Below are 14248 nucleotides of genomic sequence, written 5' to 3' on the forward strand. Positions count from 1 at the left end.
GCAAAAATTGCCTCTTTCTCAGTAAGCCAAAACCCTGTCTAAGAACGTGTTCATTGTCTCAGTCTCTGCTGTAAACTATCGGCATGAACAGAAAAACCTACCCAAGCGATATCAGGCGCGGGCGATTGCAGCGAGCGTTGGCGACGTGCGCGTCCTCAACCTCTACGTCCCGAACGGCAAAGCGATCGGCGACTTCAACATCACCCCGGCTGACCTCGACGTACACGATCCGGACGCCTGGCGCGACAAAATCCTCTGCTCGGCGCCGGAAAGACAGGCGCTTGCCGACATCCTCGCCCTCGGCTACCGCGACGCCTACCGCAACCTGCACCCCGACACCGTGCAATACAGCTGGTGGGATTACCGCATGGGCGGCCTGCGCCGCAACATTGGCATGCGTATCGACCTGACCTTGTGCAGCGACAACCTCGCCCTGCATGATGCCGGCATCGACACCGAACCACGCCACTGGGAACGCCCCTCTGACCACGCCCCGGCATGGGTGGCTATCAAACCCTGAAACAAACAAAGGAAAAACATGACACCCATCCAATACCTCTTTAGCGTTTACGTCAGCGCTCTCGGCACTATCCTGGGAACTCCGCAAGTCGAACCTGATCCGGCACTGATTGCGCAGCTCGAACAAGAACGCCCCGCTGCTGTCGGCAAAAACGGCGCGGATGCCCTTTATGCCATTCCCCAAGCCCCGACAGGCGAACTTACCCTATTTTGCAATGTCGACCAGGCCGACTGCCTTGACGCTGCGCGGCAAAACCTCGTCGCCTACCGCGCAGCCGCCCAACAGCACAAAAAAGCTTGGCAGGTGCAAGAAAAAGCCATCGCTGCCCTGCGGCAATACGACCATTTCCGCTACACCACGACCCTCGAAGGCCCGCTACCGCCCTACGACCGGATTTTCCGGCAGCGCATCCTCGCCGCTTACCGCTTTGCCGATGGCGAAAAAACAGCTGCCATCGAAAGCCTCTGCACCACGACGGCAGTGGGTTTGCACCTCCTCAACAACGACCAAAACGGCCTGTTCCCCGGCCTGATAGCAGCAGGGCTGATTGGAGCAAACACGACCATGCTGGCAGAAATGCTGGCCGAAAGCCCGGCAGGAACCCGCCTGCCTGCTATCTGCGACGAAATCAAAGTACAACCGGCGGAAAACCTGTCCCTATGTCCGCACCTGGCAGGAGAGTGGGAGTATCTATCCGCGCAACAGGCAAGATCCTTGCAAGAAATCCTTGACAGCTTAAAAGACATGGAAGACGAAGCGCGGCAAAACGGCTTTACAAACACCGCACCCCGGAAAGCCTTCATCAGTATGTTCAAACAGACACAAGCCTATATCGTGCATGAATCCACTCGTTTTTGCAGCGCCGAAAACAAAGCCGCCGTCGCGCGTGGCGAACTACCCGATCTCAATCCTGATCCCAATGCCAGAGCGCAATATTGCAACCCGTACAATGTCTTCTGCATCGCTTGGGCACAGGATTACACTCCCTTCCAAGCGCGGCTGCTCAACGTCAACCGCTACCTCACCGCGCTCGACTACCTGCGCCATCCCACAGACACCCCACCCGCGGGCTATCACATCGAAAACAATACCCTAACCTTCACCCGCTACCCGATACGCAGAAACGAAGAAGGGATGCAAACCGTCACCCTGCCGCTGCCCGGCAGCCGGTATAACAACCCAAAAGCACAATAACTGACTAAAACAGAAGGGAAAAACATGACTCCGTTCATTGCCAACGTTTTCCTCAGCGCACTCAGCACCATCGCAACCACTCCGCAAGTCGAACCCGATCCGGCACTGATCGCGCAGCTCGAACAAGAACGCCCTGCTGCCGTCGGCAAAAACGGCGCAGATGCCCTTTTTGCCCTGCCTAAAGCCCCAACAGAAGCCCTTACGATGCCCTGCAATGCCGATAGCAACCAATGCCTGAACGCCGCGCGGAAAAACCTTGCTGCCTACCGCAAAGAAGCCAAACAGCACCAGAAAGCCTGGCAGAAACAGGAAAAAGCCATTGCCGCCCTGCTGCAATATGGTCACTTCCGCTATCCCGCAAGCCTCTACGGCAAAGCACCGCCGTATAGCCAAATCAGCAAACAAAGCATCCGCGCTGCCTACCGCTTTGTAGAAGGAGAAAAACAAGCCGCGATGCAAAGCGTCTGCACCCATGCCACGCTGGGATTACACCTCATCAACACCGCACAAAACCAAATGCTTGACAGCGACTTCGGGGCAACCACCGTGATCCGCAATACCGCCCTGCTTGCAGAAATGCTGGCGGAAAGCCCGGCAGGTACCCGTCTGCCTGCTGCCTGCGACGAAATCAAAGTACAACCGGCGGAAAACCTGTCCCTCTGTCCGCGTATGTACAGCGAATGGCACATCATTTCTGAAGTACTGCAAAAAGACATGCAAGAAGGACTGACAAAAATGCCCTTCACAGACGAACAATACCGCGAGCTTGGCGTCAATTTCTTTCCGAACACCATGCTCACCAGCCTATTCAACCAAGCCGAAGCCTACGCCCTGCAAGAATTCTCGCGTTCTTGCAGCGCAGAAAATCGAGCCGCCGTCGCGCGCGGCGAACTGCCCAACCTCACCCCCGACCCTAGCCTCAGGGCGCAAAATTGCAGCCCGTACAACGGTCTCTGCATCGCCGCCGCGAGCTGGGACTACACCCGCTACCAAGCGCGCCTGCTCAACGTCAACCGCTACCTCACCGCGCTGGACTACCTGCGTCACCCCACGGATACTCCACCGGCGGGTTATCACCTCGAAAACAACACCCTGACCTTCACCCGCTACCCTGATCGCAAAGACGAAGAAGGAATGCAAACCGTCACCCTGCCGCTGCCCGGCAGCCGGTATAACAACCCAAAAGCACACTAACTGACTAAAACAGAAGGGAAAAACATGACTCCGTTCATTGCCAACACGTTTTCCTCAGCGCACTCAGCACCATCGCAACCACTCCGCAAGTCGAACCCGATCCGGCACTGATCGCGCAACTCGAACAAGAACGCCCCGTTGCCGTCGGCAAAAATGGCGCGGATGCCCTCTTTGCCCTGCCCAAGGTTCCTACTGTACCGGCACTTCAATGTCAGACAGACAGTACCGATTGCCTTGCTAAAGCGAGAGAGAACCTCGCTACCTACCACAAAGAAGCCACACAGCACCAAAAAGCCTGGCAGAAACAGGAAAAAGCCATTGCCGCCCTGCTGCAATATGGACACTTCCGCTACCTTGCCAATTTGGACGCACCGCCTTACGGGCACATGATTAGCGAACGCTTCCGTGCTACTTACCGCTTTGTGGATGGAGAAAAAGAAGCGGCGATGCAAAGCGTTTGCACCGATGCCGCACTTGGGTTGCACTTTATCAACACCGCACACAGCCAAATACTGGATGGCATCATCGGGGCATCCATGATTGGCCGAGACGTGCCCCTGCTTGCTGAAATGCTGGCGGAAAGCCCCGCAGGCACCCGCCTGCCCGCTGCCTGCGACGAAGTCAAAGTGCAGCCTGCGGAAAACCTGTCCCTGTGTCCGCGTATGTACGGTGAATGGCGCGGCATGTCTGAACGGTTACAGAATGCCCTGCAAGCAGAGGAGTTGAAGAAAAACGACGAAAAACTCTACAAAGAATCCGGCATAGATCCCAAAACCCACATTATCGCTGCTAGTTTTCGGCAACAAACCCTCGCCTACGCCTTGCATAAAGTCGCGCGTGCCTGTACGGCGGAGGCGAAAGCTGCCGTCGCACGTGGCGAGTTGCCCGACCTTAGCGCGAGCATTGAGGCTAAAGCGCAATATTGCAGCCCATACAACGGCATCTGCATCGCCATAGAAGGGTTGGACTACACCCGCTACCAAGCGCGCCTGCTCAACGTCAACCGCTACCTTACCGCGCTGGACTACCTACGCCACCCCACGGATCCCCCACCGGCAGGCTATCACATCGAAAATAACACCCTGACCTTCACCCGCTACCCTGATCACGAAGACGAAGAAGGGATGCAAACCGTCACCCTGCCGCTGCCCGGCAGTCGTTTATAGCGGGCCCCATTTGTATTCCATGCAACAATCCGCAGAAGAAAATCCTTGCTTCTGCGGAAAGCGGGGCAGGCATGCATGGAATACAAATGGGATGGCTATACATTAAGGAGTAATCATGACAACCCAAATGAAAAAAGACACTTGGAAAGCCATCATTATTGGCGCGACAGGCGCAACCGGGCGGGAATTGCTGGCGCAATTACTCGCGCATCCGCCATGCACACAAGTGGATATTTTCGTCCGCCGTGCGCCCACGTTTCAGCATGAAAAATTGCGTGTGCATATCGTCGATTTTATGCAGCCGGAAACTTGGGCAAGCGAAGTGCAGGGCGATATTCTCTTTTCCTGTCTGGGAACGACGCTAAAGGATATGGGCAGCAAAGAAGCGCAATGGCGCATTGATTATCAGCTGGTGTTGGATTTCGCTCGCGCAGCGCGGCAAAACGGCGTCGATAAAATGGTATTGGTATCTGCCGCGGGCGCGAATGCGGCTTCCCGCATTTTCTATTCGCGCATGAAAGGGGCTTTGGAAAATGCGATAGCCACTCTGGGATTTTCTTCGCTATGGATTTTTCGCCCGCCGTTATTGTTGCGTCCTGATAGCCGTCGCCCGATGGAAATCTGGAGCGCGCGAATCTTGCGCGGGCTAAATGCCATGGGGTTTATGAAAAATCAGCGCCCGTTACCGGTCGCGCAATTGGCGCAGGCGATGATTGCTGCCGTTGAAGAATCCCCTGAAATGCCAGCTATATTCAAGGCTAAAGACATTCGCGCCTTGTTGGGCGAGTAAGCAGCGTCAATCCGGCGTTGGCAGCGCATTCCAGCCGACAAGGCTTTCTGCCGGACGACGCAAGCTGCGGTGACCTTCCTTACTGCCTTTGCCGATGGCAATCAGCATCACGTCCAAATAATGCGGTGGCAGAGCGAGCAGTTCGCGTAACGCCGCCGGCTGATAACCGCTCATCGGCACGGTATTCCAGCCGGCATCTTCCGCCGCAAGCATGAAACTCATCGCCCACAGGCCGCAGTCCAGCATGAGCGCCTTGTCTGTTTCCGCATTATCCAGGCTGGCGTAAAAGCCGACGGCCGCTTCGGTGAGAAAATCGCGCACTTCGGCGCTGAAACAGCCGTTCTCAAATCCCTCCTGATGAATACGCGCCAGATTGTCGCGTTGATAGGCGCGGCGGTCGGCCAGTAGCAGCACGATAGCGGAAGCGGTTAGGATTTGTTGCTGGTTGTAGGCGACGGGCAACAGCTTTTCGCGCAGTGGCGCCTCGGTGATGATAAGAAACCGCCACGGCTGCGCATTATTGCCGCTTGGCGCGCGGCAGGCGGCGTTCAGCAGGCGCGTCAGCTCGTCGCGCTCAATGGCGGTATTGGCATCGTAATGGCGGGTGGAACGGCGTTTGTGCAAGAGTTCGCTTAGGTTCATGAAGTTCCGTGGTCTGAAATTTGGGGGCGACAGTATAATGCGCAACTTTTTGAATTGAAATAACTTAATTGAACATCTGCGGGTAATTTTTGCTATTGATGGGAGGGGCGATGGAAATGGCGATATAGATACTGCCGGGCTGGCGTTGTGTCGCGGAGGTGGTATTACCTTGTCGCTCCCGGCGTTATCTGGCACAATCCGCCTTGCATTTACTCAACGAAAGGAGCACTCATGAAGAAAATGCTATTAATCCCCGCCTTGGCTATGGCGCTTATCCCCTCACTAACTTTGGCGCAGCAAGAAAAAGGTAATGGTGTCGGTCTTGATGTCAGTAAATTTGATGTCGCCGGTGTGAAATTGGGCATGAGCAAGGATGAGGCCATTGCAGCCATTAAAGATAAATTCGGTTTCCAGGATGGCGATATAGAATATAAAGAATCGGATACGAAAAATACTGCTGAATTAACCGTTAAGGATAAAGTGCATAATATTTTTATCCGTTTTAATCGCAACATTAACGAAAGCGGTGAACTGGGCGCGTATTGGATAAACTATACCCTGCCTTCCAGCAAAGAAAATGCCAGTGCATTGAATGCCGCAGCACAGGAAAAATATGGCGAACCTACACAGGATGACGGAACCAAAATGTCGTGGTGTGCTGCACCTATCGTAGAGAAAGAGGTTACAACGGTCATTAAGTGTGATGAGAGTAGAGGCGCTGTATTGGTACGCCAAGGAACGATTATTTTCCTGCGTGATTCTCGTGAGCGGGATACAAAAGCGGCGGTACAACCCAAATTGTAAAAACCAACGGCATAGCGTGAAAGGGCGGTTAACCGCCCTTTTTTTATGCTACCGATTTGCCCGCTTGCGCGACCTCTGCCGCCAACTGCGCGCGCAGCCAGCGTTGCGCCGGATCGGTGTGGCTGCGTTCGTGCCATTGGCGTCAGCAATTTCACCCCGGACCGCGCCGTTGATTTGGGAATTTTCAACCAAACCATGCCGCAGATGAACCAGATTGAAATCAATTCTTTCCACCAGCGGCAGGCACAAGTGGAAGCCTTGCAGGCAGAAGGTATGCTTGTCGAAGCCTGGGCGCCTTTTGCCGAGGGCAAGCATGACATTTTCCACAAGCCCGTGCTGACACAAATCGGTGCGCAATACGGCAAATCGGTGGCGCAAGTCATTCTGCGCTGGCTGGTCGAGCACATTCCTCCTCCCCGTAGGGAGAAGCCCGGCAGCGGGCGGGTACTCATGCAAAATGCGGACGTATTTTGCATGGGGTAGGGGAGGGAGTGGGTAATATTGTTTATAAACTGAAATTCCGGTTTTTCACATTTGTAGCCCTCACTCCAGCCCAGACACTCTCCCGCAGGGAGAAGGCTTGTTTATCGAATTGTCACAGTGTGTTATTTGGCTTTTTTCGCCCAGAACAGGTCGCCGTGGCGGTTATGGCGGATGGCGGCGATGCGCCAGTTGATGACCGGGTGGTCGATGAAGAAGTTGTGCACGCTCACCCAGTATTGGCTGCCGTGGATGTGCTCTTTTTCGTAGGCGTCGATGTTTATCTTGCGGTAGAGGTGTTAGCCGACGGCGAGCATGATTAGTCCTTTGCAGTCACGGTCTGCGGCAAGCGCATAGCCGAGTTTGTCGCAGCCGTATTCGCGTGCGCGGCTTAGGGGCTCGCCGATGAGGTAGTTGAGTCCGGGCATGTTGCCGATAAAGGTGAGCAGGTTGTACCACCACATGACGTGTTTCAGGCGGATGTGGCCGAGTTCGTGGCCGAGGATGAAGCGCAGCGCGTCGCGGTCGTCGTTGGCGAGCGCGCGTTCGAGGATGTCGGCGTAGATGACGCCAAAGGCGCGGTAGCCGGGCATGCAGGTGGCAAAGGCGTTGAGCGTGCCGTTGCCGTTTTGTATGTAGAGTTCGGGGACGGTTTTCAGGCCGAGTTTTTCTGCCATGGCTACCCATTCGGCGTGTACTTCGCCGAATTGTTCGGGGGTGATGCGCACGCCGTCGGCACGCGCCTTGCCGTATATTTTGCCGATGGTGTAGGCAATCATCAGCAGGAAGCCAAGCGGGATGAGCGCGACGAGCAGCGGGTTCAGTCTGTCCACCATGTCGAGCAGTTCGCGGTCGTCCGCGGGGACTTTTTGCAGTACGGCAGCGTCGTCAAGTTCGGCTGTTTCCGGGTGGTCGGCGCGGTATTCGGCAATGATGTTTTGTTGGAGGAAGGCGACGGTGTCTGCTTTGGCAAAGGAGAGGGCAAAGAGGATGAGCCAGACGCCGAGGGTGAGCGTGGCGGCGAGGGTAAAGAGTGGGCGCTCGTAGCGGTGGCGCGATTTTTGGATGAGTTCGGCGTGGTTTTGGCACATGGTGGTTTTTCCGGATGGTTAATGGGCGGCGCAGTATAGCGGAGTGGGTTCGGGGAACACGGTTTGGTTCTGGCGCCACCGTGTTTTTAGTGGGGTTCTGGACAGGGTATGAAAAACCGCCCCGGAGGGCGGTTGGGTTTTTGGGGTTATTTGCCTTTTTTCTTCGGCGCCGCTGCGGCATTTGCCGGAGGGGGCTCGGGGACTTCGCTCAGTCCACCGCTCACGTTAATCGGGGTTTCCGGTAGCGGCTTGATGTACCAGATGTCTTTGGCGTAGTCCTCGATGGAGCGGTCGGAGGAGAAGTAGCCCATGTGCGCGATGTTGGTAATCGCTGCTTTCGCCCAGGCATCCTGGTCGCGGTAGCGGCGGTCGACGCGGTCTTGCGCTTCGATGTAACTGCGAAAGTCTGCCAGTACTTGGTAGTAGTCGCTGAAGACGTGCAGGTTTTCGTGGTAGCGGCTCGGCTCTTCCGGCGAGAACGCGCCCGAGGTGATCTGGATGATGGTTTCGTGCAGTTCGGGGTCGTTTTCGAGGTAGAGCAGCGGGGAGTAGCCGCGTTGGCGCAGCGCTTCGACTTGTTCGACGGTGTTGCCGAAGATGAAGATGTTGTCTTTGCCGACGGCGTTCAGGATTTCGACGTTGGCGCCGTCCAGGGTGCCGATGGTGAGCGCGCCGTTTAGCGCGAATTTCATGTTGCTGGTGCCGGAGGCTTCGGTGCCGGCGAGCGAGATTTGTTCGGAGATGTCCGCCGCCGGGATGATGATTTGCGCCAGGCTGACGCCGTAGTTGGGGATGAAGACGACTTTGATGAGGTCGCGGATGCGGCCGTCGTTGTTGATGACTTTGGCGACGTCGTTGATGAGGTGGATGATTTTTTTCGCGGCGTAGTAGGCGCTCGCGGCTTTGCCCGCGAAGATGTATACGCGCGGCACCCAGTCGGCATCCGGGTTTTTCAGGATGCGGTTGTAGCGGTTGATGATTTGCAGGACGTTCAGCAGTTGTCGCTTGTATTCGTGGATGCGCTTGATTTGGACGTCAAAGAGCGCGTCCGGGCTGACTTTGATGCCCAGTTCGCTGTTGATCCATTCGGCGAGTCGGCGTTTGTTTTCGTGTTTGACGGCGCGGATTTCGGCGCGCACGGCGGCGTCTTCTTTGAGCGGATCGAGTTTGACGAGTTGTTCCAGATGGTTGCGCCAGCTTTCGCCGATGTGTTTGTCCAGTACTTGTGCGAGGCCACGGTTGGCAAGGGCTATCCAGCGGCGCGGGGTGACGCCATTGGTAACGTTGGTGAAGCGCTCGGGGTAGAGGCGGGCAAAGTCGGCGAAGATGGATTTGACCATCAGCTCGGAGTGGATTTTGGCGACGCCGTTGATTTTGTGCGAGCCGATGACTGCCAGCCACGCCATGCGCACACGGCGTTCGCCGCCTTCGTCAATGAGGGAGACGCGGCGGATGAAGTCGCCGTCGTAGCCTTGTTTGCGCAAGCCGTCGAGGAAGTGTTCGTTGATTTCAAAGATGAGTTGCAGGTGGCGCGGCAGGACGCGACCCATCATTTCCACCGGCCAGGTTTCGAGCGCTTCGCCCATCAGGGTGTGGTTGGTGTAGCTGAAGATTTTGCCGCAGGCCGCCCAGGCGTCGTCCCATTTGACGCGGTGTTCGTCAATCAGGATGCGCATGAGTTCGGGGATAGCAAGCACCGGGTGGGTGTCGTTCAGGTGGATGGCGACGGTGTCGGCCAGTGTGCTGATGTCCGGGTTTTCTTTGAGGTGGCGGCGGACGATATCCTGCACGGAAGCGGAGGTGAGGAAGTATTCTTGGCGCAGGCGCAGTTCGCGGCCGACCGCGGTGGAGTCGTCCGGGTAGAGGACGCGCGAGACGTTTTCGGAGGTGTTTTGTTTTTCCATCGCCGCGAAGTAGTCGCCGCGGTTGAAGTCATTGAGGTTGAAGACGTCACCGGCGTGTGCCGACCACAGGCGCAGGGTGTTCGCCGCTGCGGTGCCGTAGCCGGGGATGATTTGGTCGTAGGCAAGGGCGGTGATTTGTTCGCTGTTGTTCCAGATGCATTGTTCGCCCTGGTAGTGGATATTGCCACCGAAGCGGATGACGTAGTGTTTGCTCGGACGGCGGAATTGCCAGGCGATGTCCTGCTCCGTCCAGGTATCCGGGCGCTCAACTTGTTTGCCGTTTTCGATATCTTGGCGGAACATGCCGTATTCGTAGCGGATGCCGTAGCCCATCGCCGGGATGCGCAGGGTGGCAAGGCTGTCCATGAAGCAGGCGGCGAGGCGTCCCAAACCGCCGTTCCCCAGGCCCGGATCGCCTTCTTCGGCGATGATGTCGTTCAAATCCTGTCCCAGTTCGGCGAGCGCTTCGCGCAAGGCGTCGTAAACGTCTTCGGCGATGAGCGCGTTGGACAGCGCCCGCCCCATCAGGAATTCCATGGAGAGGTAATAGACGCGGCGCAGGTTTTCACGGCGCAGATAGCGGGTGGTTTGCAGCCAGCGTTCGGCGGCGAGATCGCGCACGACGAGCAAGGCGGCATTCAGCCAGTTGGTTCTGGTCGCATCCGCTGGCGGACAGCCGAGGCTGAAAATGAGCTTATATACCAGCGCTTCCTTCAGGCTTTGCACATCGCTGCCCGGTGCGCGGTATTCGTATTTTTGATTATGACTGAGCATGAGCTCCTCTCTATTGGGTGAAATTATTAAAATAATACGCCTATCGCCGCTTTTTGGGAATTACGCGTGCAGATTCCCGCCGCATCGCCTGCGATATTGCGATGGATTCATAGCCAATAAAAAAAGCATTGCTTTATAATGCGCCGCTTTGCGTTACCCATCACAACAAACGAGAACCTCATGAATATCACCCGAATGACCCTCGCCGTAACTACCGGCCTGCTGCTCACCGCTACTGCTGTCGCCCAACCCGCACCGCCTGCCGGACGTGACATTCCCGTCCCCCTTGACCGCGGTAACGAACGCCTTTCAGAAGACAACATCGGCAAGGCTGCCGTAGAAAACGCGCCGAAACAGCCCACGGTGCGCCCCGCCAACACCCTGCCGAGCGACGCGGCCAGTAGCAAGGAAGACATCGTCTATACCCCCGAATACCTGATGGAACACCCGGACGAGCTGGAAAAACTCCTGGTCGAACTTATCCGCCGCAACGAAACCGACGGTCTCAAACTGCTGTTGCCGATTTATGCCAAAGTACCGAATCGCGATGACTCGCTCATTGACTGGGGCAATGCCATCATCGCCATGAACGAGAACCGTACGGATGACGCCGTCCGTCTCTATCGCAAACTCGTCGCCGCCCTGCCGGACAACCGCATGCTGCGCTTCCAGACGGCACTGGCGCTCTACCGCAACAACGAAATGATCGCCGCCAAAGAACAGCTGCAAAAACTGCGCAGCTCGGATGTCTCCGAAGCAGACCGCAAAGCGCTGGACGAATACATCGCTGCCATTGATCGCCGCGACCAATGGTCATTCAACGGCAGTCTGAGCTACGTTCACGACAATAACGTCAACGGCGTTGCCAAAAAAGGCACACGCCTGGAACTGGGCAACGGCCGCACCTTCACCGCCAGCCGTGAGCAAGAAAAAGCCAACGGCATCAGCTACAGCATCGGTGCGGACAAAAAATGGTCGCTCAGCGACAACCTCTACAGCTCGCTGCACGGCGACATCAGCGGTGTGTACTACTACAACAACAAAAACTACAACGACATCACTGCCCGCCTCGCCGCCGGTGGTGGCTACCGCAACGCGCGCATTGACGTAGAAGTCACCCCGTTCGTACAAAAACGCTTCTACGGCCAGGGCAGCAGCGGCGACGGCAACCTGCACAGCTACTCCGAATCCGCCGGGCTGCACGTGGACACCTCCTACTGGCTGACCCCGCGCTGGCGCTGGCAAAACAGCCTCGATTACAGCTACGACAAACACATCAAAACCTACAACTACCTCGACGGCAACCGCGTCAGCATCGGTAACACCGTCATGTTCTCGCCGAACCAAAAACAATACTGGTTCGCCGGACTGGATCTCAGCCACAAAAGCGCACGCAGCGCGAGCGATGCCTACAACCGCTTCTCCACCCGCCTTGGCTGGGGGCAAGAATGGGGCAAAGGCATCTCGACCCGCCTGATCGGCAGCTTCGGCAAACGCTACGCCAAAGGCGAAGACTTCTTCAACATCAAGCGTCGCGACAACGAATACAACGCCAACCTGGCGCTGTGGCACCGCAACATCCACTTCTTCGGCATCACCCCGCGCATCGTCTTCTCCTACAGCAAGATCGACAGCAACAACAAGTTCTACAGCTACGACACCAGCAAAGTCTATCTGGACTTCAGCCGCTCCTTCTAACCGCAGCTGCCGCAAAAAAGCCGGACACGTTCCGGCTTTTTTCATGTCTGCTGCAAAACAGCGACTTTTTCCCCCGCGGCCGCATCGTTGTGCTACATTCCCGCCAATTTTTCCCAATACAGAGGTGATATGAACTGGTTACAACTCATCCGTGAAGACTTCTCCGTAGTATTCGCACGCGACCCGGCGACGCGCAGCCGCTTTGCCGTACTCACCCTGCACACCGGCTTCTGGGCGGTGGCGTGTTACCGCATGCAGCACGCACTGTGGAAGCTCGGCCTGCGCTGGCTGGCGCGCTGGCTGTCATTGCTGTCGCGCTGGCTGACCGGCGTGGAAATCCATCCGGCAGTCAAAGCCGGGCGGCGACTATTCATTGACCACGGCATGGGCATCGTCATCGGCGAAACCACCGACCTCGGCGACGACGTCAGCATCTACCAAGGCGTGACCCTCGGCGGCACCTCGTGGAGCGCGGGCAAACGCCACCCCTCCATCGGTTCGAACGTCATCCTCGGCGCGGGCGCCAAAGTCATCGGCACCGTGCGCGTCGGCGATCACGCGCGCGTCGGCAGCAACGCCGTCGTCGTCAAAGACGTCGAACCCTACACCACCGTCGTCGGCGTCCCGGCGCGGGCAGTGCGGGTGCGCCGCGAAGACTGCGAGTCGTTCACCTCCTATGGTGTCGGCCATGACGCCATCCCCGACCCGATAGCGACCCTGCTCGAACAACTCAACGAACGCGTCGCCAAACTGGAAGCCGAAAACGCCGCACTGAGACAACGCGATGAGCGCTGATTGGGCATACTTCGACTACGCCGCCACCGCCCCCTGCGAGCCGCAAGTCGCGGCACAACTGGTAGCCGACCTCAGCGCGCCGTGGGCGTTCGCCAACACCGGCGCAACCTACCAACCCGCACTCGAAAACCGCCGCCGCCTCGAAGACGCGCGGGCGCAATTGGCGGCGAACATCGGGGCGGAGGCGCGCGAAATCGTCTACACCAGCGGCGCGACCGAAGCGGACAACCTCGCGCTCAAAGGCGCACTCGGCTACCACGGCGTCAAGCGCCCGCACCTCATCACCGTCCAGACCGAACACAAAGCCGTGCTTGACCCCGCCGGAGCGCTGGCAAAAGCGGGCGCCAAAGTGAGCGTCCTGCCCGTTAGCCGCGACGGCCTGCTTGACCTCGCCGCGCTTGACGCCGCGCTCCATGACGCGCCGACACTGGTGAGCGTCATGGCGGTCAATAACGAAACCGGCGTCATACAGCCCATTGCTGACATCGCCGCGCGGGTACACCGCGCCGGCGCGCGGCTGCACGTGGACGCCGCACAAGCACTCGGCAAACTGGCGATTGACGTACGCGCCTGGGACGCCGACATGCTGAGCCTCTCCGGCCACAAAATCGGCGCGCCGGTCGGCATCGGCGCGCTCTACGTGCGGCGCCTGCCGAAAATGCGCCTGCAAGCCCAACAACACGGCGGCGGACAAGAACGCGGCCGCCGCTCTGGCACCTCGCCGGTGGCGCTCATCCGTGCCTTTTCGCTCGCCGCCGACATCGCCACAAACGCACGGGAAGCGCGTTGGCAACAAGTGGCGGCATTGCGCGCCCAACTGCTAAGCGGACTGCCCGCCGCCATGCATACGAACCTTCCGGAAACCACACCGCAAGTACCGCACATCGTGAACCTCTTTACCGGACTTCCCGCAGCGGACGTCCTGCGCGCGGCAGACGCTGCAAGACTGGCGCTGGCGGCGGGCTCGGCATGCAGCGCCTCGGACGAAGGCTCGCACGTCCTGAAAGCCATGGGGCTAGGCGACACGGCGACACACAGCGTGCGCATCAGCCTCTCGCACCTAACGACCGCGGCAGAAATCGCACGCCTCACCGCATTCCTGCGCGAGCTGGCGCCCTAGCGCGCAGCGCCTGCCCCAACCGACACCTAACCGCCCCGCCGATACTGCCGGCGCGCGCGGGAAGCGGTAAAATTGC

Annotated in this window: 13 protein-coding genes and 1 pseudogene; 10 read left to right on the forward strand and 4 right to left on the reverse strand. The window is 57.8% G+C overall.

Going from position 1 to position 14248, the window contains the following annotated elements:
• Nucleotides 1-145: 145 nt before the first annotated feature.
• Genes EL199_RS06500 through EL199_RS06510 form a run of 3 tightly spaced genes read left to right on the forward strand, consistent with a single transcriptional unit; the run spans nt 146 to nt 2908 of the window.
• Nucleotides 146-520, forward strand: a complete 375-nt coding sequence (locus EL199_RS06500) for an exodeoxyribonuclease III (protein ID WP_232008362.1) — start codon at nt 146-148, stop codon at nt 518-520.
• A gap of 18 nt (nt 521-538) precedes the next feature.
• Nucleotides 539-1714 (forward strand): hypothetical protein, encoded by a 1176-nt coding sequence (locus tag EL199_RS06505; protein ID WP_004139893.1) that lies wholly within the window; start codon nt 539-541, stop codon nt 1712-1714.
• 24 nt (nt 1715-1738) lie between these two features.
• On the forward strand, nt 1739-2908 hold the full coding sequence (locus EL199_RS06510; RefSeq protein ID WP_004139895.1) for a hypothetical protein: 1170 nt from the start codon (nt 1739-1741) through the stop codon (nt 2906-2908).
• Here the strand turns inward: EL199_RS06510 and EL199_RS13295 are convergent.
• A complete protein-coding gene (locus EL199_RS13295) occupies nt 2905-3252 on the reverse strand; it encodes a hypothetical protein (protein ID WP_232008363.1) in 348 nt (115 codons plus the stop codon). The genes EL199_RS06510 and EL199_RS13295 overlap by 4 nt on opposite strands.
• 42 nt (nt 3253-3294) lie before the next feature.
• Here EL199_RS13295 and EL199_RS06515 point away from each other — a divergent pair, with 42 nt between their 5' ends.
• Complete coding sequence (locus EL199_RS06515) at nt 3295-4074, forward strand: hypothetical protein (protein ID WP_004139901.1); 780 nt, start codon at nt 3295-3297, stop codon at nt 4072-4074.
• A gap of 115 nt (nt 4075-4189) precedes the next feature.
• Complete coding sequence (locus EL199_RS06520; RefSeq protein ID WP_004139903.1) at nt 4190-4864, forward strand: NAD(P)H-binding protein; 675 nt, start codon at nt 4190-4192, stop codon at nt 4862-4864.
• A 6-nt stretch (nt 4865-4870) separates the two neighbouring features.
• On the opposite strand, the gene EL199_RS06525 is transcribed toward EL199_RS06520, so the two are convergent.
• Nucleotides 4871-5506: a nitroreductase family protein gene (locus EL199_RS06525; RefSeq protein ID WP_004139904.1), complete on the reverse strand. Its 636-nt coding sequence runs from the start codon at nt 5504-5506 to the stop codon at nt 4871-4873.
• A 231-nt stretch (nt 5507-5737) separates the two neighbouring features.
• Between EL199_RS06525 and EL199_RS06530 the strand changes: the two genes are divergently transcribed.
• Nucleotides 5738-6310 carry a hypothetical protein gene (locus EL199_RS06530; protein ID WP_004139905.1) on the forward strand — a complete coding sequence of 191 codons (573 nt, stop codon included), beginning with the start codon at nt 5738-5740 and terminating at the stop codon, nt 6308-6310.
• Between the two features lie 120 nt (nt 6311-6430).
• Nucleotides 6431-6712: pseudogene (locus tag EL199_RS06535) on the forward strand (aldo/keto reductase); the annotation flags it as partial.
• A gap of 377 nt (nt 6713-7089) precedes the next feature.
• Here EL199_RS06535 and EL199_RS06540 read toward each other — a convergent pair.
• Complete coding sequence (locus EL199_RS06540) at nt 7090-7881, reverse strand: M48 family metallopeptidase (protein WP_004139908.1); 792 nt, start codon at nt 7879-7881, stop codon at nt 7090-7092.
• A gap of 146 nt (nt 7882-8027) precedes the next feature.
• A complete protein-coding gene (locus EL199_RS06545) occupies nt 8028-10559 on the reverse strand; it encodes a glycogen/starch/alpha-glucan phosphorylase (RefSeq protein WP_004139909.1) in 2532 nt (843 codons plus the stop codon).
• Between the two features lie 180 nt (nt 10560-10739).
• Between EL199_RS06545 and EL199_RS06550 the strand changes: the two genes are divergently transcribed.
• The 3 genes from EL199_RS06550 (at nt 10740) to EL199_RS06560 (ending at nt 14172) form a co-directional block, all read left to right on the forward strand.
• The gene (locus tag EL199_RS06550; protein ID WP_232008364.1) at nt 10740-12257 is read left to right on the forward strand and encodes a porin family protein; all 1518 of its coding nucleotides are present in this window, start codon (nt 10740-10742) and stop codon (nt 12255-12257) included.
• Between the two features lie 129 nt (nt 12258-12386).
• A complete protein-coding gene (cysE, locus tag EL199_RS06555) occupies nt 12387-13052 on the forward strand; it encodes a serine O-acetyltransferase (RefSeq protein WP_004139911.1) in 666 nt (221 codons plus the stop codon).
• Complete coding sequence (locus EL199_RS06560; protein ID WP_004139912.1) at nt 13042-14172, forward strand: cysteine desulfurase family protein; 1131 nt, start codon at nt 13042-13044, stop codon at nt 14170-14172. Before cysE ends, EL199_RS06560 begins: the two co-directional genes overlap by 11 nt.
• Nucleotides 14173-14248 lie beyond the last annotated feature (76 nt).

It is taken from the genome of Cardiobacterium hominis (assembly GCF_900637305.1).
Lineage (GTDB): Bacteria > Pseudomonadota > Gammaproteobacteria > Cardiobacteriales > Cardiobacteriaceae > Cardiobacterium > Cardiobacterium hominis.